A 22,929-nucleotide genomic window follows, 5' to 3' on the forward strand; every position below is an offset into this window, starting at 1 on the left:
AAAAAAATGACGCTGCTAAGTAAATTCATAACGGGGCGAGGGTCATAACTAAAAGCGATGACAAAAGAGGATTAAAGTTTTCACGGCGGCTTACCGTTATACTGAGAATATACTTAGAAAAATAAGGAAATCCTATGCGCCGAAGCCTCGTGGTCGCCGTGATGGCGATAATGCCAATGGTCGGGCTGGCAAACCAGAACAGTCGTCCTGATATTCAGGTGAATGTCCCGCCGGAAGTTTTCAGCACGCGCGGTCAGTCGTCCCAGCCCTGCATTCAGTGCTGCGTTTACCAGGATCAGAATTACTCCGAAGGCGCGGTAATAAAAGTGGAAGGCGTCTTGCTCCAGTGCCAGCGTGACGAAAAAACCATCAGCACGAATCCGTTAGTCTGGCGTCGCGTAAAGCCATAAACGCCTGCAATAGCGGAATATCCGCCGGGGCGAGGGGGTACTCCAGCGCCTCTTCCGGCGTACACCAGGCTAATGCCTGATGTTCCAGCGCACGTATCAGACCGTTAAACGCAGGCACATGCCAGGCGTGCAAATGAATTCGTCGGCCAGACACGTCGCGTTGATGGCTGGCGATATAGACGCCGGGCGTGGCGTCAATCCCTAACTCTTCGCGTAGCTCGCGGATAAGCGCCTGCGGCTGGGTTTCGCCGGGTTCGACTTTACCGCCGGCAAACTCCCATAAACCGGCTTGATCCGCATGAGCTGGGCGCTGGGCCAGCAGAATTTTGCCGTCGCGTTCAATGATGGCGGCAACAACATCGAGTTTTTTTATCATTGTCGTTAAGGTCGTTATTCCTGCCGGGAAGCGTCGCGCTATCCCGGCCTTACGGTTAATCAGAAAGCGGAATCAAACACGAAACGTCGCCCAGACCGGCGCATGGTCGGAGGGTTTTTCCATACTGCGAATGTCGTAGTCTATACCGGTTTCTGCGCAACGTTCCGCCAGCGGAGCGCTTGCCAGCAAGAGATCGATGCGCAGTCCGCGATTATCCACGAAACCTTTTGAGCGGTAATCAAACCACGAAAATTTATCCATCGTTTGCGGATTCGCCTCACGGAACGTGTCCACTAATCCCCACTTCAGTAACCGTGACATCCATTCACGCTCCTCCGGCAGGAAGGAGCATTTACCGGTACGCAGCCAGCGTTTGCGGTTCTCTTCGCCGATGCCAATATCCAGATCGGTCGGGCTGATATTCATGTCGCCCATAATTAATACCGGATTATCACACTTGAGTTCCGTTTCAAGATAGTTTTGCAAGTTCTGGTAAAACTGCGCTTTCGCGGGGAACTTCAACGGATGATCCCGGCTTTCCCCCTGCGGGAAATAGCCGTTAATGACGGTGATATTACCCAGCGGTGAGGGGATTTCCGCCATGATAATGCGGCGTTGCGCCTCTTCGCCATCATCCGGGAAACCGCGTCTGACGGAAATGGGCGTGGCTTTTGTTAGCAGCGCGACGCCGTAATGGCCCTTTTGTCCATGATAGAAAACGTTATAGCCCAGCTTCGCGACCTCTTCGAGCGGGAACATTTCGTCGTGGACTTTTGTCTCCTGTAGACCGATCACATCGGGCTGGTGTTTTTCGACAATCGCTTCAAGCTGATGGGGACGGGCGCGCAGGCCGTTGATATTAAAAGAGACAAATTTCATAGTCACTGCCACTTTGCAAGGTGAATCGTGTTGGGATGGTAGCAGAAATTTTACCGGGTGACTGCCACTCATCGTCAGATTCGGCCAATGGAAGCGTATGGTGTTTTCTATAGCGCGAAAATGGCACAGTTTGCGTGCAGATGCGCCAGAACGGGGCGGTAATTTCCAGTAAATTTCGTATAAGATCACAATTCCAGAATTATATTTGGCAACTGAATAATATTTCGCTTTTTCCTCTTTTTAGCCACCGATTATGCGGAAATATTCACTTTTCATGCAGTAAAAGTGAATATCGCTACGCTGTAACTCATTGATTTACCGTTTATCACCTCTGTTTATGCAATGTTAACGCTGGCTGGCACGAATGCTGCAATCTACATTTACAGCGCAAACACTCATATTAATTAACATATAAATAACTTTATTTTTACCAAAAGAGGTCGCTATGTCTCTGTCAGTTACGCGCGAAAACTTTGATGAATGGATGGTGCCGGTGTATGTTCCCGCGCCTTTTATTCCTGTACGCGGAGAAGGCTCACGCTTGTGGGATCAGCAGGGGAAGGAGTACATTGATTTTGCTGGCGGGATCGCGGTCAACGCCTTGGGACATGCGCATCCGGCGCTGCGCGAGGCGTTAAATGAACAGGCGAATCGCTTCTGGCATACCGGGAACGGTTACACCAATGAGCCGGCGCTGCGACTGGCGAAAAAACTGATCGACGCGACCTTCGCCGAACGCGTTTTCTTTTGTAATTCAGGCGCTGAAGCAAATGAAGCAGCATTAAAACTGGCGCGCAAATATGCCCACGATCGTGTCGGCAATCATAAAAGCGGCATTGTGGCCTTTAAAAACGCGTTCCATGGCCGCACGCTCTTTACCGTCAGCGCTGGCGGTCAACCCACCTATTCACAGGACTTTGCGCCGCTGCCGCCGGATATTCGTCATGCAGCCTATAACGATCTGAACTCCGCCAGCGCGCTAATTGATGACAATACCTGCGCCGTGATCGTAGAACCTGTGCAGGGCGAGGGCGGCGTGATCCCCGCCACGAAAGCTTTTTTGCAGGGGCTGCGTGAATTGTGCGACCGGCATCAGGCGTTACTGATTTTTGATGAGGTGCAGACGGGCGTCGGACGTACCGGCGAACTGTATGCATATATGCATTATGGCGTTACGCCCGATATCCTGACGACCGCTAAAGCGTTGGGCGGCGGCTTCCCGATCGGCGCGATGCTGACCACGCAAGACTATGCCAGCGTCATGACGCCAGGCACGCATGGCACCACCTACGGCGGTAATCCGCTGGCAACGGCAGTTGCCGGAAAAGTACTGGATACCATCAATACGCCGGAGATGCAAAACGGCGTCAGACAGCGCCACGATGCGTTTATTGAACGTCTAAATACCATTAATGTACGTTTTGGCATGTTCAGTGAAATTCGCGGGCTGGGGCTACTGCTTGGCTGTGTGCTACAGACGGAGTTTGCCGGAAAAGCCAAACTCATCGCTCAGGAAGCGGCAAAAGCAGGCGTGATGGTGCTCATTGCCGGTGGCGACGTGGTGCGTTTTGCGCCAGCGTTAAATGTGAGCGACGAGGAGATAGCCACCGGGCTTGATCGTTTTGCCCTGGCGTGCGAACGCCTTCAGACGGGAGGCGCACCATGCGGGTGATTCGTCCTGTCGAACATGCGGATATCGCCGCGCTGATGCAGCTTGCAGGCAAAACGGGCGGCGGCTTAACCTCGCTACCGGCAAATGAAGCGACGCTGGCGGCCCGCATTGAACGCGCGCTAAAAACCTGGTCCGGCGAGCTGCCAAAAGGCGAACAAGGATATGTATTCGTTCTCGAGGATAGTGAAACGGGTGAGGTCGGCGGGATCTGCGCCATTGAGGTCGCGGTCGGCCTTAACGACCCCTGGTATAACTATCGTGTCGGTACGCTGGTTCATGCCTCCAAAGAGCTGAATGTATATAACGCGTTGCCAACATTATTCCTGAGTAATGATCACACTGGCAGCAGTGAGCTTTGCACGCTGTTTCTCGATCCCGAATGGCGTAAAGAGGGTAACGGCTACTTGTTGTCAAAATCGCGCTTTATGTTTATGGCCGCGTTTCGCGATAAATTCAATGAGAAAGTGGTGGCGGAAATGCGCGGCGTCATTGACGAGCACGGTTATTCTCCCTTCTGGCAAAGTCTCGGCAAACGCTTTTTTTCTATGGATTTCAGCCGGGCGGATTTTTTATGCGGTACCGGGCAAAAAGCGTTTATCGCCGAGCTGATGCCCAAACATCCTATTTATACCCACTTCTTATCTGAAGAGGCACAGGCCGTGATTGGCGAAGTCCACCCGCAAACGGCGCCAGCCCGCGCGGTGCTGGAAAAGGAAGGCTTTCGCTATCGCCACTATATCGACATCTTCGACGGTGGGCCGACGCTGGAGTGTGATATTGACCGCGTGCGGGCTATTCGTAAAAGCCGACTGGTGGAAGTCGCGGAAGGGCAACCCGCGCCTGGCGACTATCCGGCATGTCTGGTCGCCAATGAAAACTATCACCACTTTCGGGCCGCGCTGGTGCGTGCCGATCCGCAGACTTCACGACTTGTACTTACCGCAGCGCAGTTGGATGCGCTGAAATGTCGCGCGGGCGACCACGTTCGGCTGGTACGCCTTTGTGCAGAGGAGAAAACCGTATGACGCTATGGATAAACGGCGACTGGATAACCGGTCAGGGCGAACGCCGCCGCAAAACGAACCCGGTGAGCGCGGAGATAATTTGGCAGGGGAATGACGCTAATGCGGCACAGGTCGCCGAGGCCTGTCAGGCGGCGCGCGCGGCGTTTCCTCGTTGGGCCAGACAGCCTTTTGCGGCACGACAGGCTATCGTAGAGAAATTTGCCGCCCTGCTGGAGGCGCATAAAGCCGAGCTCACGGAAGTCATCGCGCGTGAAACCGGTAAACCGCGCTGGGAGGCGGCAACGGAAGTGACGGCGATGATCAATAAGATTGCCATCTCGATTAAGGCTTACCACGCCAGAACAGGCGAACAAAAAAGCGAACTTGTCGATGGCGCCGCGACGTTGCGCCATCGTCCTCACGGTGTGCTGGCGGTATTCGGCCCTTATAACTTTCCCGGCCATTTACCGAATGGTCATATTGTGCCCGCGTTGCTGGCAGGCAATACGCTGATCTTCAAACCTAGCGAGCTAACGCCATGGACCGGGGAAACGGTAATAAAACTCTGGGAACGGGCAGGGCTACCGGCAGGCGTTCTTAATCTGGTGCAGGGCGGCCGGGAGACCGGACAAGCGCTAAGTTCGCTCGACGATCTCGACGGACTGCTGTTTACCGGCAGCGCCAGTACCGGATATCAGCTTCATCGCCAGCTATCCGGCCAGCCGGAAAAAATCCTGGCCCTTGAAATGGGCGGAAACAATCCGCTCATTATTGAGGATGCGGCAAATATAGATGCGGCGGTACATCTGACGCTGCAATCGGCGTTTATTACCGCCGGACAGCGCTGTACCTGCGCGCGACGCCTTCTGGTAAAACAGGGTGCGCAGGGAGATGCATTTCTGGCGCGGCTGGTTGACGTCGCCGGACGTCTGCAGCCCGGCAGATGGGACGACGATCCGCAGCCGTTTATCGGCGGACTGATTTCAGCGCAGGCGGCACAGCATGTGATGGAGGCCTGGCGTCAACGAGAGGCATTAGGCGGTCGCACGCTACTGGCGCCGCGGAAGGTCAAAGAGGGAACCTCTCTGCTGACGCCTGGCATCATTGAGCTGACCGGCGTCGCGGATGTGCCGGATGAAGAGGTGTTTGGTCCGCTGCTGAACGTCTGGCGTTATGCGCATTTCGATGAGGCGATTCGTCTGGCGAATAATACCCGTTTTGGTCTGTCGTGTGGGCTGGTGTCGACGGATCGCGCGCAGTTCGAACAGCTCTTGCTGGAGGCGCGGGCAGGGATCGTTAACTGGAATAAACCGCTCACCGGGGCAGCGAGTACTGCGCCGTTTGGTGGTGTCGGCGCGTCTGGCAACCATCGGCCCAGCGCCTGGTATGCCGCCGATTATTGCGCCTGGCCGATGGCCAGTCTGGAATCTCCCGAACTGACGTTGCCTGCGACATTAAGCCCTGGCCTCGACTTTTCTCGCAGGGAGGCGGTATGACGGCGCATGAAGTTAATTTTGACGGGCTGGTGGGGCTTACGCACCATTATGCCGGGCTATCCTTCGGCAATGAGGCATCGACCCGCCACCGTTTTCAGGTGTCGAATCCTCGTCTGGCAGTAAAGCAGGGGCTGCTAAAGATGAAGGCTTTGGCGGATGCCGGCTTTCCCCAGGCGGTGATCCCGCCGCATGAGCGGCCTTTTATTCCGGCGTTGCGTCAGCTCGGCTTCACGGGTAGCGATGAGCAGATTCTGGATAAGGTTGCGCGTCAGGCGCCACGCTGGCTTTCTAGCGTGAGTTCCGCGTCGCCAATGTGGGTTGCGAATGCGGCGACGGTTTGCCCATCGGCAGATGCGCTGGACGGGAAAGTTCACCTGACGGTGGCGAATTTAAACAATAAATTTCATCGCGCTCTTGAGGCGCCTGTTACCGAAGCGCTGCTACGCGCCATATTTCGCGATGAAAGTCAGTTTTCAGTGCATAGCGCGTTACCGCAGGTCGCATTATTGGGAGATGAAGGCGCGGCGAATCATAACCGTCTTGGCGGCGAGTATGGTTCGGCAGGCGTGCAGCTTTTTGTCTATGGGCGCGAAGAGGAGAATGAAATACGACCCGCTCGTTATCCGGCGCGCCAGAGCCGCGAAGCCAGCGAGGCCGTGGCGCGTCTTAATCAGGTGAATCCGCAACAGGTTATCTTCGCTCAGCAGAACCCGGAGGTCATCGATCAAGGCGTATTCCATAATGATGTCATCGCCGTTTCGAATCGACAGGTATTGTTTTGTCACGAAGCGGCGTTTGCCCGGCAGAAAGTGCTCATTAATCAGTTGCGTACGCGCGTTGACGGTTTTATGGCGATAGAGGTGCCCGCCGGAGAGGTTTCTGTATCAGATGCTGTGGCGACCTACCTGTTTAATAGTCAGTTGTTAAGCCGTGACGACGGCTCAATGCTGTTAGTGTTGCCGCGGGAATGTCAGGACCATGCCGGCGTCTGGCGCTATCTGAATAAGCTGGTGGCGGAGGATAACCCCATCAGCGCGATGCAGGTGTTTGATTTGCGAGAAAGTATGGCCAACGGCGGCGGCCCGGCCTGTCTGCGATTACGCGTGGTGTTAACAGAAGAAGAACGACGGGCGGTGAATCCAGCGGTAATGATGAATGACGCTCTGTTTACGGCCCTTAACGCGTGGGCGGATCGTTATTATCGCGATCGCCTGACCGCTGCCGATCTGGCCGATCCGTTATTATTGCGAGAAGGCCGGGAGGCGCTGGATGTGTTAACGCGTCTGCTGGATTTGGGGTCGGTTTATCCTTTCCAGCAAACGGGGGCGGCTGATGGATAACTTTCTGGCGTTGACGCTAAGCGGCACGACACCACGGGTGACGCAGGGGAAGGGCGCGGGTTTTCGCTGGCGCTGGTTAGGCCATGGTCTGCTTGAACTCACGCCCGATGCGCCGGTCGACCGCGCGTTAATTCTTTCTGCGGGGATACACGGCAATGAAACCGCGCCGGTAGAGATGCTGGATAAGCTGCTGTCGGCGCTGTATTCAGGCAGCTTGACGTTAACGTGGCGAGTGCTGGTGGTACTCGGCAATCCGCAGGCGCTGGCGGCGGGAATACGCTACTGTCACAGCGATATGAACCGTATGTTTGGCGGGCGTTGGCAGTCCTTTGCCGAAAGCGATGAAACGCGGCGGGCGCGTGAGCTGGAGCTAAGTCTGGAGACCTTCTTTTCCTCTGGTCAGGCGCAGGTACGCTGGCATCTGGATCTGCATACCGCCATTCGTGGCTCGCATCATTTGCGTTTTGGCGTATTGCCGCAGCGCGACCGCCCGTGGGAGGCGGATTTTCTGGCGTGGCTGGGCGCGGCAGGACTGGAGGCGTTGGTATTTCATCAGGCGCCAGGCGGTACGTTTACGCACTTTAGCTCTGAACATTTCGGCGCGCTTTCCTGTACGCTGGAGTTGGGAAAGGCGTTGCCGTTTGGGCAAAACGATCTGACGCAGTTCAGCGTAACCTCGCAGGCGTTGTCGGCGTTGCTGAGCGGTGTCGAAACGTCAACCTCGTTTTCGCCGCCGCTACGCTATCGGGTGGTGTCGCAAATCACGCGTCACAGCGATAAGTTCGCGCTTTATATGGATGCGCAAACGCTGAATTTTACTGCCTTTGCGAAGGGAACGTTGCTGGCCGAGGAGGGGGATAAGCGCGTAACGGTGACGCATGACGTTGAATATGTTCTCTTTCCTAATCCCTCTGTCGCCTGCGGATTGCGGGCTGGATTAATGCTGGAAAGACTGCCCTGATAAACGTCCCTGTAAGCTCACGTTAGGATTACAGGGATGATTTGGGATACAGTTTCATGCTATTACGGATTATTCCTGGAGAATTGCTTTATTAATAAGCGTTGCTGAGTTATAGTTCTGCATAATTTCTGCTATATCATGCTGTTGTATATTTCTCTTTCAACTCTGCGCAATTTATTCTTTTTTTCTTCACAATTGGCGAAAAAGTGTTTTTTATACTTTCATTGTTTTACCGTTGTTATGACTAATTGACGCTAAGACGGTTAAAGTTAATCACGACAACACGGCGCTGTTTTAAATATGCCGTAAAAATAACTGAAAGGAAGGATGGAAATATGCGTAAACTGACTGCTCTATTTGTTGCCTCTACCCTGGCGATGGGTGCTGCGAATCTGGCTCATGCCGCTGAGACTACCACCGCCGCGCCAGCGGATGCGAAGCCAATGATGCAGCATAAAGGTAAATTTGGCCCACATCACGATATGATGTTTAAAAACCTGAACCTGACGGACGCGCAGAAGCAACAAATTCGCGACATTATGAGAGCGCAGCGCGAGCAAATGAAACGTCCGCCGCTGGAAGAGCGTCGCGCCATGCATGATATTATTGCCAGCGATACCTTCGATAAAGCCAAAGCCGAAGCGCAAATTACGAAAATGGAAGCGCAGCGCAAGGCCAATATGCTGGCGCATATGGAAACCCAGAATAAAATTTATAACGTTCTGACGCCGGAGCAGAAAAAGCAATATAACGCTAATTTTGAGAAGCGTCTGACAGAACGCCCGGCGCAAGAAGGTAAAATGCCTGCTGCGGCAGAATAACTTTCCGCATAATTTAAGACCGCCGGTCTTGTCGACAACACAATCGTTGAGGTGGACAGGATCGGCGGTTTTCTTTATGACTGACGACAGTCGGTGTGCAGTTCAATGATCTCATATTGACCTGACATTAGTGGCTTACAGAGAATTTTATAGCCATCCTGATCAAAGCCCGCAGGGGTGCGCACCAGGGTGGCGGCCTCATCCAGCGAGGGTACCGCCCCCAGCCATAACCAGTTGTTGATAATGTGGAACTGGGTCATTTGTGGGCGGCTCTCTTTTAACGCGATAGCGCCTTTCCAGGGCCAGCAAACCACACGTAACCGTTCCAGTGAGGCCTGCAGGCGAAGAAAATGCGCCTGCGGGGTTTCTTGCCCACAACACGCGCCAGCGCAGCGCTTCAGCGCGAAACGAAAACAGGCGCGCCCACGGCTTACCGGTTCAAGCCCCAGCAGGCCATAACACAATTTTTGTTCATCGGCGAGGTTCTGTAAGCTTTGCAGCGCTGCCCGACGGTTGGCGAAGAGCCCAAACAGGTTCGGCTCATGGGAAAAATCGACGCTGCGGGCGGAAACGACCTCAATCTTTTGTTCGCTCAACTGTAGAGAGCAAAGCTGGCGATTACGACGTAACCGCTTGTTAAACAGCGGCTGTTGTTCTTTGATCAGTCGCGCCTCCAGCAGCAACGCGCCCATTTCCCCAGCGGTGCAGATCCAGCTTATCCGCCGCGCCTGTCGCAGCATAGCGGCCTCGTCAGGCGTTCGCAGATGTGAGAGCACCCGGCTGCGAATATTTACGCTTTTACCGATATAAAGCGGCAGCGTCTCGCTTTCGCTATGAAATATATAGACGCCCGGTAAGGCTGGCGCTTCGCTGAGGAAAGGACGTAAATGTTCTGGATATTCGTAAATGGCCGCTGCTTCAAACTCAAGGCGGGGGGCTGATTGACGCCGTACCACAGTGATCTCCGTTAACTGGTTATTCATCCAGTATAACAGCGGATGGGTGATTAAAAAAGAGGCTGGGAAGAGAGGAGGCCGGATAGACGAGCGATATCCGGCACAACAGTAGAAGTACGCTTACTTTTTCCAAAAGTCGTCGAATACCGTAATCGGCAAACGGCGCTTATGTTCAGTTTTTACATACCAGCCTTCGATAGTTTTAGTGATGGCGGAGTCCAGCGTTTTGCCTTCCAGGTAATCGTCAATATTGTCATACGTTACGCCCAGCGCGGCTTCATCAGGCAGTGAAGGGCGGTCGTCTTCCAAATCGGCGGTGGGGACTTTTTTATACAGATGCTCAGGACAGCCCAGCGCTGCGAGAAGCTGTTTGCCCTGGCGTTTGTTAAGGCGATGAAGCGGGTTAATATCGGTACCGCCATCGCCATATTTGGTGAAGAACCCGGTTATCGCTTCCGCCGCATGGTCGGTGCCCACCACGACGCCGTGAGTCATACCGGCGATGCTATATTGCGCTTTCATTCGCTCACGCGCTTTTTCATTGCCGCGAACAAAATCGCTCAGCTCAATTCCCGCTTCGCGCAGCGCCTGTTCGCTGGCGAGGACGGCGCCTTTAATATTGACGGTGAGTACTCTGTCCGGCTGAATAAAAGCGATGGCGTCCTGGCAATCCTGTTCATCGGCCTGTACGCCATAAGGCAGACGAACGGCGATAAACTGCAGCGCATTATCACCAGTCTCTTCCCGCAATTCGGCGATAGCCATCTGGCTAAGTTTCCCGGCCAGCGTCGAATCCTGCCCGCCGCTGATGCCTAACACCAGCGATTTCAAAAAGGGATAGGTTTTCAGGTACGCTTTAAGAAAATCCACGCTGCGGCGAATTTCTTCTTCAGGGTTGATATGCGGTTTCGCGCCAAGCGCCTGGATTATCTCTTGCTGCAGAGTCATTTAACCCCCTTCGACATTAAAAAAATGAATCTTTACCCTGTTAAAGCTAACCCTTCGCCGCTGAAACGACAAGGTTTGGCGGGCTAAGCGGTGTTTAAAACAACATATCGCTGCGTTAGAGAATTTTCCGAAAGACTTTTTGTGGCGAGGCGCGGCTTGAAAAATGTTCTGATGTATTCCAGGCTTACATAACACGCTGATAAACAAGAGGACGGAAAATGAACAAGAACGTAGCAGGAATTTTAAGCGCAGCGGCGGTAATGACTATGCTGGCAGGCTGTACGGCGTATGATCGTACAAAAGACCAATTTGTTGAGCCTGTCGTTAAAGATGTTAAAAAAGGAATGAGCAGGGCGCAGGTTGCGCAGATTGCGGGCAAACCGTCATCTGAAGTGAGCATGATTCATGCGCGCGGTACTTGTCAGACCTACATCCTGGGTCAACGTGATGGTAAAGCGGAAACCTACTTTGTTGCGCTGGATGATACCGGGCACGTGATTAACTCCGGCTACCAGACCTGTGCGGAGTACGACACTGACCCACAGGCGCCGAAGCAGTAACAACTGTACATTGCCTGAACATTCAAGGAAACCGGCCTGCGAGCCGGTTTTTTTGTGCCTGCCATAACCTTATTTATTATCGCGAATTATTTGCCCGAAATGTGAGGGGGGTCATAACGCCAGGTCAATGAGAGACAATTTAGTGGGTCAAGGAAATACCATCCGGCGGTCCGATCCCGTATACTCATTTCAGCCACCTAAAAAAGTAAATCCGGTTACGCAAGTCGCCCAGAGTATGGATGCAGGTTGAGGCTTGCGGCGTATCTGGTTGACAGATAATCGCACATGAGGAAGGTTTTTATGGAAAAGAAACACATTTATCTGTTTTGTTCTGCGGGCATGTCAACATCGTTACTGGTATCAAAAATGCGCGCTCAGGCTGAAAAATATGAAGTGCCGGTGATTATTGAAGCATTCCCTGAAACCCTGGCCGGTGAAAAAGGCCCGGCAGCGGACGTCGTGTTATTAGGCCCGCAAATTGCTTATATGCTCCCCGAAATTCAGCGTTTATTACCCGGTAAACCGGTAGAAGTCATTGATTCAATGTTGTACGGCAAGGTAGATGGCTTAGGCGTGCTTAAAGCTGCGGTAGCGGCAATTAAAAAAGCCGCCGCGAATTAATTATTTTTTAATTTTTCCCGTCAAAGAGTTATTTCATACACTAACCGCAATATTTTATTGCGGTATTTAAGGGTATTTTTCTATGAGTAACGTTATTGCTTCACTTGAAAAGGTACTCCTTCCTTTTGCTGTAAAAATAGGAAAGCAGCCACACGTTAATGCAATCAAGAACGGCTTTATTCGTTTAATGCCATTAACCCTTGCGGGGGCGATGTTTGTATTAATTAATAACGTTTTCCTGAGCTTTGGGGAGGGGTCGTTTTTTTATTCCATGGGCATTCGGCTTGATGCCTCAACCATTGAAACACTTAATGGATTGAAAGGCATCGGCGGGAACGTCTATAACGGCACATTGGGCATTATGTCGCTCATGGCGCCATTTTTTATCGGCATGGCGCTGGCGGAAGAGCGCAAGGTTGATGCGCTGGCCGCCGGATTGCTTTCCGTGGCGGCATTTATGACCGTAACGCCGTATAGTGTCGGCGAGGCCTATGCCGTAGGCGCTAACTGGCTGGGTGGTGCAAATATTATCTCCGGTATTATTATTGGCCTGGTGGTCGCGGAGATGTTTACATTTATTGTCCGGCGCAACTGGGTGATTAAGCTACCGGACAGCGTACCGGCTTCGGTGTCTCGTTCATTCTCAGCATTAATTCCCGGCTTTATTATTCTCTCTATTATGGGGATTATTGCCTGGGCGCTGTCTAATTACGGTTCTAACTTCCATCAGATTATTATGGACACTATCTCTACGCCGCTGGCATCGCTGGGTAGCGTGGTAGGGTGGGCATATGTCATTTTTGTACCGCTGCTGTGGTTCTTTGGTATTCATGGTTCGCTGGCGCTGACCGCGCTGGATAGCGGCATCATGACGCCCTGGGCGCTGGAAAACATCTCTATTTACCAGCAGTATGGCTCCGTCGATGCGGCACTGGAAGCCGGTAAAACGTTCCATATCTGGGCGAAACCGATGCTGGATTCTTATATCTTCCTCGGTGGTAGCGGCGCAACGCTGGGTCTGATCATCGCTATCTTCCTGGCATCCCGTCGCGCGGACTATCGCCAGGTGGCAAAACTGGCGCTGCCATCAGGTATCTTCCAGATTAACGAACCCATCCTGTTTGGCCTGCCGATTATTATGAACCCGGTGATGTTTATCCCCTTCATTCTGGTTCAGCCGATTCTGGCGGCGATTACGCTGGTGGCTTACTATTTGGGTATTATTCCGCCGATTACCAATATTGCGCCGTGGACCATGCCAACCGGGTTGGGGGCGTTCTTTAACACCAACGGCAGTGTCGCCGCGTTGCTGGTTGCGCTATTTAACCTGGCAGTCGCTACCCTGATTTATCTCCCCTTCGTGGTGGTGGCTAACAAAGCGCAGAACGCCATCGAGCAGGAAGAAAGCGAAGAAGATATCGCTAACGCACTGAAATTCTAAACTCCGCGCCGGCATGGGATGCCATGCCGGGCTGAATCAGAGGAAAGACTATGTTTGATCTTGAAAATGTTGTAGATAACCAGACAGCGGCTGAGGAACTCGAAGAAGTCGTTATGGGGCTTATCATCAATTCTGGTCAGGCGCGCAGCCTGGCATATGGCGCGCTCAGAAAAGCGAAAGAAGGCGATTTTGAGGCGGCGAAAGCGATGATGGACCAGTCGCGCATAGCGCTCAATGAAGCGCATCTTGTGCAGACAAAACTCATCGAAGGCGATCAGGGCGAAGGTAAAATGAAAGTCAGTCTGGTCCTGGTTCACGCTCAGGATCATTTGATGACCTCAATGTTGGCTCGTGAACTGATCGCTGAGTTGATTGAGCTCCATGAGAAACTGAAATAACAGGGGGCGGATGATGCAGCTACAGGTTAACGCAACGGAAATCAAAACGGTTTATGAGCAGCAGCTCTTCAATGGCAAAAATTTCCATGTGTTTATCTATAACAAGACGGAAAGCGTCACCGGGCTGCATCAGCACGACTACTATGAATTTACCCTGGTATTAACCGGACGTTATTACCAGGAGATTAACGGGAAGCGTGTGCTGCTGGAACGTGGAGATTTTGTTTTTATCCCGGTGGGGTCGAATCACCAAAGTTTCTATGAGTTTGGCGCAACACGTATTCTGAACGTAGGAATTAGTAAACGTTTTTTTGAACAGCATTATCTTCCGTTACTGCCGTTTTGTTTTGTGGCATCGCAGGTATACAGGGCGAATAGCACCTTCCTTACCTATATTGAAACGGTGATTGCGTCGTTGAATTTTCGCGGCAATGGGCTCGACGAATTTATCGAAGTGGTGACATTTTATATTATAAACCGCTTACGCCATTACCGCGAAGAGCAGGTTTATGATGATATTCCACAATGGCTGAAAGCAACCGTGGAGATAATGCATGATAAAACGCAGTTTGGCGAACATGCGCTGGAAAATATGGTGCGCCTGTCGGCAAAATCCCAGGAGTATCTGACGCGCGCCACCCGACGTTATTACAGCAAAACGCCGATGCAAATCATTAATGAGATTCGCATTAATTTTGCCAAGAAACAGTTGGAAATGACCAACTATTCGGTTACGGATATTGCTTATGAAGCCGGGTATAGCAGTCCAAGTCTGTTTATTAAAACGTTTAAGAAGATGACCTCATTTACGCCGAATAGTTATCGGAAGCGATTGACGGAAATTAATGAGTAACGGTTTGCATTGCTCGATTAATTACATTTCACGCTTGCCCCAATAGCGCGGGGAACGTCACGCTATTTCTTACGAGCGGGCATAGCGTAATACATATCAGTGTCATACACTGAAGGGAGATATTATGAGCCAGAAATTAAAAGTCGTCACTATTGGTGGCGGGAGCAGCTACACCCCTGAATTACTTGAAGGCTTTATTAAGCGCTACCATGAATTACCTGTCACCGAATTATGGCTGGTTGACGTTGAAGACGGGAAAGAGAAGCTGGGCATTATTTATGATCTCTGCCAGCGAATGATTGATAAAGCAGGCGTTCCGCTAAAATTGTATAAAACGCTGGATCGCCGGGAAGCGCTGAAAGACGCTAATTTTGTCACTACCCAGCTACGCGTTGGTCAACTCAAAGCCCGTGAGCTGGACGAGCGTATCCCGCTTAGCCACGGCTATCTGGGGCAAGAAACCAACGGCGCTGGCGGTTTATTTAAAGGGTTACGTACCATTCCGGTTATTTTTGACATCATTAAAGATGTTGAAGAATTATGTCCGAATGCGTGGGTCATTAACTTTACTAATCCGGCGGGGATGGTGACGGAAGCGGTTTATCGTCATACCAACTTTAAAAAGTTCATTGGCGTATGTAATATTCCTGTCGGCATGAAAATGTTTATTCATGACGTGCTGGCGCTGAATGAGAATGACGATCTCTCCATTGACCTGTTTGGTCTAAACCATATGGTCTTTATTAAAGACGTGCTGGTGAATGGCACCTCACGGTTCGCAGAATTACTGGATGGCGTGGCGTCCGGTCAGTTGAAAGCGTCAACCGTAAAAAATATCTTTGATCTGCCGTTTAGTGAAGGATTGATTCGTTCGCTGAACATGCTGCCGTGCTCTTATTTGTTGTATTACTTCAAGCAAAAAGAGATGTTGGCGATTGAAATGGGCGAATATTACAAAGGCGGCGCGCGCGCTCAGGTCGTACAGAAAGTGGAGAAACAACTCTTCGACTTGTACAAAGATCCTGAGCTAAACGTGAAGCCGAAAGAGCTTGAGCAACGCGGCGGCGCTTATTATTCCGATGCCGCTTGTGAAGTCATTAACGCTATTTATAATGACAAGCAGACTGAGCATTACGTTAATATTCCACATCATGGGCATGTCGAGAATATCCCGGCGGACTGGGCGGTGGAAATGACCTGCATTCTGGGACGCAATGGCGCGACGCCGCACCCGCGTATCACCCGTTTTGACGAAAAAGTGCTGGGGCTTATCCACACGATTAAAGGATTTGAGGTCGCGGCCAGCAATGCGGCGCTGAGCGGAAACTTTAATGATGTGCTGCTGGCGCTTAACCTGAGTCCGCTGGTGCATTCCGACCGCGACGCAGAAGTCCTGGCGCGTGAACTCATTCTGGCGCATGAAAAATGGCTGCCTAATTTTGCCGCTTGCATCGAAGCGCTTAAAGGTAAGCACCACTGACAGAGGTAGGCTATGGAACGCGTGTTGATTGTGAATGCCGATGATTTTGGCCTGAGTAAAGGGCAAAATTACGGCATTGTTGAAGCATATCGCAACGGCGTTGTGACCTCCACGACGGCGCTGGTCAATGGCGAGGCTATTGACCATGCGGCGCAGCTTAGCCGCGAGCTGCCTGCGCTTGGGGTGGGAATGCATTTTGTTTTGACGTTAGGCAAACCGGTGTCAGAGATGCCGGGCCTGACGCGAGACGGCCTGTTGGGGAAATGGATCTGGCAAATGGCGGAGGAGGATACGCTTCCGCTGGATGAAATTGCGCATGAACTGGCGTGTCAGTATCAGCGTTTCATCGACGTATTTGGCCGCGAGCCAACGCATCTCGACAGTCACCATCATGTGCATATGTTCCCGCAAATTTTCCCCATCGTCGCCCGCTTTGCGGCGCAGCGCGGGATTGCGTTACGTATTGACCGCCAGACGGTGTTGAACGCCGACGATCTGCCGTCGGATTTGCGCAGCACTCAAGGATTTAGTAGTGAATTTTACGGCGAGGAGATCACCGAAGCGTGCTTTTTACGCATTCTGGATGCCTCTGCGCATCGAGGAGAGGCCTCTCTGGAGGTGATGTGTCATCCGGCGTTTGTGGACAACATTATTCGCCAGAGCGCCTATTGTTACCCCCGCTTAACTGAACTGGAAGTGTTGACGTCTGCGTCACTCAAGGCAGCGATTGCGGAACGTGGATATCGTCCTGGCAGTTTTCTTGATATTTAGCTCCTGAGTTTGCGGCGCAAGAATGCGCCGCATTTTTTGCCGTTTATGCAGGAATCGCGTTAATTTTCCCCGCACGCGACCAGACACGGTGTGCCGCCATCAGCGTCAGCAGAGTGTCCATAAAGTGGTGGTCAACGTTATCTGCCTCAACAAGTCCTTCTTCCCCCTGGCTATCAATGTTTAAAAGCGCCTTAAACCGTCGGGCGTCGCCTGCCAGTGCGATGGGCTTCAGATGTTTGTAGGCTTCCAGAAGGTAGTAACGGGCATCGCCGCAACTCTCGATATCGGCAATATTGCCGCACGGTACTATTACCGCATCGACCGTTAGCGACGGCGCGCCGGCAAAGGTTGCCGCAATAGTTAATGTTGAACCGTCATCAGCCGTTACTTCACCCATCCGTGAATAGAGCAGTTTTGCGTGGACGCCTTTGGCTTTTAAAGCCTGCAAAATGGTCAGCAGATCGGCGGCGTTAACCTTATCGTTCAGCAGGATAGCGACCACGCGGCCTTTAACATCGCCGTCCGGCACCGCATACAGGCTGAGCGCCGGATCTTTTTTCAGACCGTTGACATCAGGAGGCGGGGCAATTTGCGTTTGCTCATGGGTGAGTGCAAAACCGAGATTATGCGCGACGCCCTGAGCCAGCGTGACATCAATATGCGCTAACTGATCGACCACCCGCTCCCGAATATACGCGCGGGCGACTTTACCCAGTTCAAAGCTGAACGCGTCAATAATATGCTGCTGTTCTATCGGCGTCTGACTGAGCCAGAACAGGCGAGGATGCGAGTAATATTCACCGAAAGAGGGGCTGCGTTCGCGGATTTTATTGCCATCCACGCGTTCCTGGTATGATTCGAAGCCGCCGCGTTTTGGCGCTGGCGGCGTTTCGCGCGGCCAGTTGTCATTAATGGAGTTCGGTTCATAGTTCGCCGGATTGGTGTCGATATCCATCCGGTGCATACCGTCACGCTGGAAGTTATGGTAGGGGCAGGTAGGGCGGTTAATCGGAATTTCGTGGAAGTTTGGCCCGCCCAGGCGACTGATTTGCGTGTCGGTATAAGAGAACAGACGCCCCTGTAACAGCGGATCGTTGGTAAAATCAATGCCGGGAACAATATGTCCTGGATGAAATGCCGCCTGTTCGTTTTCAGCGAAAAAGTTATCCGGATTACGGTTTAACACCATTTTGCCGACGCGTTGTACTGGCACCAACTCTTCCGGAATCAGTTTGGTCGGATCGAGCAGATCAAAATCGAATTTAAATTCATCCTCTTCGGCAATGAGTTGTAGGCCCAGCTCGTATTCCGGGAAATCGCCCGCTTCGATGGCCTCCCACAGATCCCGGCGGTGAAAATCCGGATCGCGACCGGTCAGTTTTTGTGACTCATCCCACACCAGCGAGGCTTTACCTGCCAACGGTTTCCAGTGGAAACGGACAAAGGTCGCTTTCCCTTGTGCATTGATCAGACGGAAGGTGTGAATGCCGAACCCTTCCATCGTCCGATAACTGCGTGGAATACCGCGATCCGACATTGCCCACATGACGTTGTGCAGCGTCTCAGGCTGTAAGGAAACATAGTCCCAGAAGGTGTCGTGCGCGCTCTGTCCTTGCGGAATAGCCCAATGTGGTTCGGGCTTAACGGCGTGCACAAAATCCGGAAACTTATGCGCATCCTGGATAAAAAAGATCGGCGTGTTATTACCGACGAGATCGAAAATTCCCTCTTCGGTATAAAATTTGGTCGCAAAACCGCGGATATCACGTACGGTATCAGCAGATCCCGCGCCGCCCTGTACTGTCGAAAAGCGAACAAAGACCGGGGTAATTTTCTGTGGATCGCACAGAAACGCGGCTTTCGTGATGTCGCTCAGGTCTTTATATGGCTGGAAATAGCCGTGCGCTGCTGATCCGCGGGCGTGAACGATCCTCTCCGGGATACGCTCATGGTCAAAGTGGGTAATTTTCTCGCGCAGGATAAAATCTTCCAACAGCGTAGGGCCACGGCTGCCGGCGCGAAGAGAATTTTGATCGTCGGCGATGCGCACGCCCTGATTGGTGGTCAGCGCATAATTTTCGCTGCCTTTACGAAAGGCGTCGAGGGCGGTGAGCTTATCATTCGCGGTCTCGGGCGCTTTTAAGCTGCCGGGGGCCGTTGGTTGCGCGCCCGGCGGCGTCGGTTCTGGCGTGGGGCGATGTGAACCGTCTGACGGTGCCAGGGAGTCCAGGCCGGGCTGTGATTCACGGGTATCATGCACGGGGGACTGATGGGGGGATTTCTCATTATGCGACATTGAACTCGTCTCCTGCTTTCATCACTGAAATGGGCGTGGTAGTAGTCAAAATCACTCTAACTATAGAACATTTCAGCAATTATGCCGGGGGAGAGCGGAACGGCAGACAAGGCTCAATAGGGAAATCGCACGCGCGGAACAGGACGTCGGGGGCGAAGATCGGCTAAAATAGTGTTTTTCTGATTTTTAGCCTTAGAGCCTATCCCAGTAGGCGTTATTGGCGCAGCCAGTTTGGACACGGACAGCGCGCAAAAACCGGAGCGTACACGTAGTACGTGAGGATTTTGAGCACTGCCCAGGACCAAAATGGCAAGTAAAATAGCCCTAATGGGATAGGCTCTTAGCCTCTTTTAGTGAAGCATTAATGATGAAACCTCTTCGCCAGCAAAATCGCCAGATTATTAGCTATATTCCGCGTGTTGAACCCGCGCCGCCGGAACATGCGATAAAAATGGATACGTTTCGCGACGTCTGGATACTGCGCGGTAAATATGTTGCCTTTGTTCTGACGGGGGAGTCATTTCAACGGTCGCCCGCCTTTAGCGTGCCAGAATCGGCGCAACGTTGGGCGAATCAGGTTCGCCAGGAAAACGAAATCGCTGACTAAGAAAAAACAAAACGCCGGTACTGGAGACCGGCGTTTTTAGTGACAGACATTTTGAGTTGCCGATCGTCGTGTCTCAGACGATGTGAACTCCCGATAATGTATTATCGATGCGCCAGTTCAGCGTCTTCTTCGCTATCGAGAATGGTTTTATCGGTCTGCTTCAGCCACTGGCTGGTCAGCGTACCCGCGGTCATTGAGCCACTCACGTTCAGTGCGGTACGGCCCATATCAATCAACGGTTCGACGGAGATTAACAGCGCGACCAGCGTGACCGGTAAGCCCATGGCAGGCAGCACAATCAGCGCGGCGAAGGTCGCGCCGCCGCCAACGCCGGCAACACCCGCCGAACTTACGGTAACGATACCCACCAGCGTGGCTATCCATACGGGGTCTAAGGGGTTGATGCCGACCGTCGGCGCAACCATTACCGCTAACATTGCAGGATAAAGACCGGCACAACCGTTTTGGCCGATGGTCGCGCCAAAAGAGGCAGCAAAGCTGGCGATGGACTCCGGCACGCCCAGGCGGCGGGTTTGCGCTTCGACATTAAGTGGAATGGAGGCGGCGCTGGAGCGGCTGGTAAAGGCAAATGTCAGCACCGGCCACACCTTGCGGAAATATTTCAGCGGGCTAATCCCGTTCACGCCCAATAGTATGCCGTGAACCACAAACATTATCGCCAGACCAAGATATGACGCTACCACGAAGCTTCCAAGCTTAATGATGTCCTGCAGATTAGAGCCGGCAACCACTTTCGTCATCAGCGCCAGTACGCCATAAGGCGTAAGTTGCATCACCAGACGCACCAGCTTCATCACCCAGCTTTGCAGGGTATCGATAGCAACAAGCACACGCTCGCCTTTTGGCGCATCATCTTTCAGCAGTTTAAGCGCGGCCACGCCCAGGAATGCGGCGAAAATCACCACGCTGATAATAGACGTAGGATTTGCGCCAGTCAGATCCGCAAACGGATTTTTCGGTACAAAAGACAGCACCAGTTGCGGCACGCTGAGATCGGCCACTTTGCCGACATAGCTCGTCTCAATGGCATTCAGACGCGCGGTTTCCGCGCCGCCCTGAACCAGACCTTCCGCCGTCAGTCCGAACAGATTGGTGACCAGCACGCCCACCAGCGCTGCGATAAGGGTAGTAAACAGCAGCGTGCCGATAGTCAGAAAACTGATTTTCCCCAATTGAGAGGCGTTATGCAGTCGTGCCACGGCGCTTAAAATAGAGGCGAATACCAGCGGCATCACAATCATTTGTAGCAATTGCACATAACCGTTGCCGACAATATTGAACCACTGAATGGAGTCTTTTAACACCTGACTGTCAGCGCCATAAATGGTGTGCAGGGCCAGACCAAAGACCACGCCCATCACAAGGCCGACAAGCACTTTTTTAGCCAGACTCCACTGTTTATGACGGGCCTGCGCCAGTACAAACAGCAGAATGACGAACACCGCAATGTTCGCAATTAATGGAAAATTCATCCCCGTTCTCCTAATTTTTTTATTATGAAGCGCTGTGTTTTAGCGATTCTGTTCGCGCAAGATTAGCAGAACTGTGAGCTGGCTCTTATATTCAAATGGAATGGTTTATACCAAAAATGACTTTGGCGTTGATTTACTAATCAATCTGGTGATTTATAAAACGATTGAACTGCATTTGCAGGATAGTGATCATCTGCGAAGACCAGCGTATGACGTTGTTTTCCGGCATGGACTGCGGCATCCACACCGCCCAGGCAAACAACGCCATACATAAAAATCGCTCCAGCTGATTGCCTTTGCGCGGCGCCAGAATAGGCAGGCGGAAACGCCAGCGGCACGGCCACAGTAAGGGAACGCCTGCGGGGGTGAGCATATCCGCGACGATATGGCTTAAATAGCCAAGTACCATGCCTTGCAGCGCATCCGCCGGGATAATCCACGTATCCGGTACCTTGAGATAAAAGGTCGCCAGTAGGGCAAAGACCGCCAGCAGACTATGGGTAAACCCCCGGTGACCGAACGCGCGGGCGATTGGTTTTGATACCCATTTCAGGCGCTGACCAAGAAAAGATTTGGGGTGGTCGATATCCGGCAGCAGACAGGTCAAAATAGCCGAAGGAATAATATGCCACCAGTCGCCGTGCGCAAGGACGGGCGTTAACTCGGCATTCTTGGCGAAAACCGCGCTGGCTATAGAAAAAAGAAGATGTCCTTCCGCCGTCATGATAAAACCCATTAAACTGTCAATTCATACAGTATAGGGTTTTTATACAGTAGGCGGAAGTGGTGACGTTGTAACTCTTTGTCTCTGTCAAAGCCGCTTGCCGTCTGGCTCAGCGGCTAATTGCCCGTTGACTTTGTTTCGGAAACATCTTAACCGAGTAGATGCGCCGCCGTCAGCTCTGTCAGTGAGTTAAGTTTGACATTCGCCAGCGCAAAGCGCGGATCATGCTGGTTTTCTTCTGCTGGCACCACAATGGCGCGCATTCGCGCCGCCTTTGCCGCAATTAAACCATTCACCGAATCCTCCAGCGCCACGCAGGTTAATGGATCAACGCCTAGTTTGGCCGCACAATCCAGATAGACCTGCGGGTGCGGTTTGCTGTAGGGCAATTTTTCTGCAGAAGTCAGCGCGTCAAAACTGTCGCGCAGTTCGAACATGGTGAGCACTTTTTCCAGCATATGCAGCGGCGATGCCGAGGCAAGCCCCACTAATAGCCCCTGCGCTTTACATAGCGCCACGGCCTCACGCACACCCGGTAAAAGAGGGCGCGTCTCTTCGATAAGCGTAATCGCGCGGGCAATAACACGGTTTGTCACTTCCTGGCGATCGGGGCCGTTCCACGGTTGCTGCGCAAACCAGAGATCGACAACCATATCAATGCGTAGCCCAAGCGTGTCTGGCAGTTCATGGCGCCGAGTAATATCTACGCCTAAACTTGCCATCACGTCCAGTTCAGCGCGATCCCAGAGCGGTTCGGAATCGATCAGTAGTCCATCCATATCGAAAATTGCAGCAAGAATTTGACGTGGGGTTGACATCACA

The 22,929-nt window shown here is 52.4% G+C and carries 23 protein-coding genes; 15 read left to right on the forward strand and 8 right to left on the reverse strand.

All coding sequences use genetic code 11. The features are described from left to right. The first annotated feature begins 134 nt into the window (after positions 1 to 134). Positions 135 to 410 carry a YnjH family protein gene (locus ACLJQJ_RS05105; protein WP_001254682.1) on the forward strand — a complete coding sequence of 92 codons (276 nt, stop codon included), beginning with the start codon at positions 135 to 137 and terminating at the stop codon, positions 408 to 410. Here the strand turns inward: ACLJQJ_RS05105 and ACLJQJ_RS05110 are convergent. Both ACLJQJ_RS05110 and xthA read right to left on the reverse strand, forming a co-directional pair. Further along, positions 370 to 786 (reverse strand): pyrimidine (deoxy)nucleoside triphosphate diphosphatase, encoded by a 417-nt coding sequence (locus ACLJQJ_RS05110; RefSeq protein ID WP_000592136.1) that lies wholly within the window; start codon positions 784 to 786, stop codon positions 370 to 372. The genes ACLJQJ_RS05105 and ACLJQJ_RS05110 overlap by 41 nt on opposite strands. 72 nt (positions 787 to 858) lie before the next feature. After that, positions 859 to 1,665 carry an exodeoxyribonuclease III gene (xthA, locus tag ACLJQJ_RS05115; RefSeq protein WP_000673951.1) on the reverse strand — a complete coding sequence of 269 codons (807 nt, stop codon included), beginning with the start codon at positions 1,663 to 1,665 and terminating at the stop codon, positions 859 to 861. A 445-nt stretch (positions 1,666 to 2,110) separates the two neighbouring features. Between xthA and ACLJQJ_RS05120 the strand changes: the two genes are divergently transcribed. From ACLJQJ_RS05120 to spy, 6 genes are all read left to right on the forward strand, one after another. Beyond that, positions 2,111 to 3,337 carry an aspartate aminotransferase family protein gene (locus tag ACLJQJ_RS05120; protein WP_063809669.1) on the forward strand — a complete coding sequence of 409 codons (1,227 nt, stop codon included), beginning with the start codon at positions 2,111 to 2,113 and terminating at the stop codon, positions 3,335 to 3,337. Continuing rightward, positions 3,328 to 4,362, forward strand: coding sequence for an arginine N-succinyltransferase (gene astA, locus ACLJQJ_RS05125; RefSeq protein WP_001263889.1), 1,035 nt, complete (start codon positions 3,328 to 3,330; stop codon positions 4,360 to 4,362). Before ACLJQJ_RS05120 ends, astA begins: the two co-directional genes overlap by 10 nt. Beyond that, positions 4,359 to 5,837, forward strand: a complete 1,479-nt coding sequence (astD, locus tag ACLJQJ_RS05130) for a succinylglutamate-semialdehyde dehydrogenase (RefSeq protein WP_063809670.1) — start codon at positions 4,359 to 4,361, stop codon at positions 5,835 to 5,837. Before astA ends, astD begins: the two co-directional genes overlap by 4 nt. Further along, positions 5,834 to 7,177 (forward strand): N-succinylarginine dihydrolase, encoded by a 1,344-nt coding sequence (gene astB / locus ACLJQJ_RS05135; protein WP_000123947.1) that lies wholly within the window; start codon positions 5,834 to 5,836, stop codon positions 7,175 to 7,177. Before astD ends, astB begins: the two co-directional genes overlap by 4 nt. Beyond that, positions 7,170 to 8,138 carry a succinylglutamate desuccinylase gene (gene astE, locus ACLJQJ_RS05140; protein ID WP_063809671.1) on the forward strand — a complete coding sequence of 323 codons (969 nt, stop codon included), beginning with the start codon at positions 7,170 to 7,172 and terminating at the stop codon, positions 8,136 to 8,138. The genes astB and astE overlap by 8 nt, the downstream gene beginning before the upstream one ends. Before the next feature lie 335 nt (positions 8,139 to 8,473). Next, positions 8,474 to 8,959, forward strand: coding sequence for an ATP-independent periplasmic protein-refolding chaperone Spy (gene spy / locus ACLJQJ_RS05145; protein WP_001229002.1), 486 nt, complete (start codon positions 8,474 to 8,476; stop codon positions 8,957 to 8,959). A 74-nt stretch (positions 8,960 to 9,033) separates the two neighbouring features. On the opposite strand, the gene cho is transcribed toward spy, so the two are convergent. Together cho and nadE are read right to left on the reverse strand one after the other, a co-directional pair. Beyond that, positions 9,034 to 9,915: an excinuclease Cho gene (cho, locus tag ACLJQJ_RS05150; protein ID WP_001805139.1), complete on the reverse strand. Its 882-nt coding sequence runs from the start codon at positions 9,913 to 9,915 to the stop codon at positions 9,034 to 9,036. A 120-nt stretch (positions 9,916 to 10,035) separates the two neighbouring features. Then, positions 10,036 to 10,863, reverse strand: a complete 828-nt coding sequence (gene nadE / locus ACLJQJ_RS05155; RefSeq protein WP_063809672.1) for an ammonia-dependent NAD(+) synthetase — start codon at positions 10,861 to 10,863, stop codon at positions 10,036 to 10,038. Positions 10,864 to 11,081: 218 nt separating this feature from the next. Between nadE and osmE the strand changes: the two genes are divergently transcribed. The 7 genes from osmE to chbG all read left to right on the forward strand — a co-directional run bounded on the left by osmE (position 11,082) and on the right by chbG (position 16,987). Next, on the forward strand, positions 11,082 to 11,423 hold the full coding sequence (gene osmE, locus ACLJQJ_RS05160) for an osmotically-inducible lipoprotein OsmE (RefSeq protein WP_001039301.1): 342 nt from the start codon (positions 11,082 to 11,084) through the stop codon (positions 11,421 to 11,423). Between the two features lie 300 nt (positions 11,424 to 11,723). After that, positions 11,724 to 12,044, forward strand: a complete 321-nt coding sequence (gene chbB / locus ACLJQJ_RS05165; RefSeq protein ID WP_000412161.1) for a PTS N,N'-diacetylchitobiose transporter subunit IIB — start codon at positions 11,724 to 11,726, stop codon at positions 12,042 to 12,044. Between the two features lie 82 nt (positions 12,045 to 12,126). Further along, a complete protein-coding gene (gene chbC / locus ACLJQJ_RS05170) occupies positions 12,127 to 13,485 on the forward strand; it encodes a PTS N,N'-diacetylchitobiose transporter subunit IIC (protein WP_000073063.1) in 1,359 nt (452 codons plus the stop codon). A gap of 50 nt (positions 13,486 to 13,535) precedes the next feature. Beyond that, positions 13,536 to 13,883 carry a PTS N,N'-diacetylchitobiose transporter subunit IIA gene (chbA, locus tag ACLJQJ_RS05175; protein ID WP_000459883.1) on the forward strand — a complete coding sequence of 116 codons (348 nt, stop codon included), beginning with the start codon at positions 13,536 to 13,538 and terminating at the stop codon, positions 13,881 to 13,883. A gap of 10 nt (positions 13,884 to 13,893) precedes the next feature. After that, the gene (chbR, locus tag ACLJQJ_RS05180) at positions 13,894 to 14,736 is read left to right on the forward strand and encodes a transcriptional regulator ChbR (RefSeq protein ID WP_000983393.1); all 843 of its coding nucleotides are present in this window, start codon (positions 13,894 to 13,896) and stop codon (positions 14,734 to 14,736) included. A gap of 124 nt (positions 14,737 to 14,860) precedes the next feature. Next, positions 14,861 to 16,216 (forward strand): 6-phospho-beta-glucosidase, encoded by a 1,356-nt coding sequence (locus ACLJQJ_RS05185; RefSeq protein WP_000078777.1) that lies wholly within the window; start codon positions 14,861 to 14,863, stop codon positions 16,214 to 16,216. Positions 16,217 to 16,228: 12 nt separating this feature from the next. Then, on the forward strand, positions 16,229 to 16,987 hold the full coding sequence (gene chbG, locus ACLJQJ_RS05190) for a chitin disaccharide deacetylase (RefSeq protein ID WP_000442730.1): 759 nt from the start codon (positions 16,229 to 16,231) through the stop codon (positions 16,985 to 16,987). A 43-nt stretch (positions 16,988 to 17,030) separates the two neighbouring features. On the opposite strand, the gene katE is transcribed toward chbG, so the two are convergent. Then, positions 17,031 to 19,283 (reverse strand): catalase HPII, encoded by a 2,253-nt coding sequence (katE, locus tag ACLJQJ_RS05195; RefSeq protein ID WP_000019103.1) that lies wholly within the window; start codon positions 19,281 to 19,283, stop codon positions 17,031 to 17,033. 364 nt (positions 19,284 to 19,647) lie between these two features. Here katE and cedA point away from each other — a divergent pair, with 364 nt between their 5' ends. Next, on the forward strand, positions 19,648 to 19,890 hold the full coding sequence (cedA, locus tag ACLJQJ_RS05200) for a cell division activator CedA (protein ID WP_000977510.1): 243 nt from the start codon (positions 19,648 to 19,650) through the stop codon (positions 19,888 to 19,890). A 101-nt stretch (positions 19,891 to 19,991) separates the two neighbouring features. Here cedA and tcyP read toward each other — a convergent pair whose 3' ends face one another. The 3 genes from tcyP to hxpB form a co-directional block, all read right to left on the reverse strand. Continuing rightward, on the reverse strand, positions 19,992 to 21,383 hold the full coding sequence (gene tcyP / locus ACLJQJ_RS05205; protein WP_001010662.1) for a cystine/sulfocysteine:cation symporter: 1,392 nt from the start codon (positions 21,381 to 21,383) through the stop codon (positions 19,992 to 19,994). 136 nt (positions 21,384 to 21,519) lie between these two features. Beyond that, entirely contained in the window at positions 21,520 to 22,119 is a 600-nt protein-coding gene (locus ACLJQJ_RS05210; protein ID WP_000505804.1) for a metal-dependent hydrolase, read from the reverse strand. 137 nt (positions 22,120 to 22,256) lie between these two features. After that, positions 22,257 to 22,925 (reverse strand): hexitol phosphatase HxpB, encoded by a 669-nt coding sequence (gene hxpB, locus ACLJQJ_RS05215; RefSeq protein ID WP_063809616.1) that lies wholly within the window; start codon positions 22,923 to 22,925, stop codon positions 22,257 to 22,259. Positions 22,926 to 22,929: the final 4 nt, after the last annotated feature.

The organism is Salmonella sp. SAL04202, from assembly GCF_046550775.1.
GTDB lineage: Bacteria > Pseudomonadota > Gammaproteobacteria > Enterobacterales > Enterobacteriaceae > Salmonella > Salmonella enterica.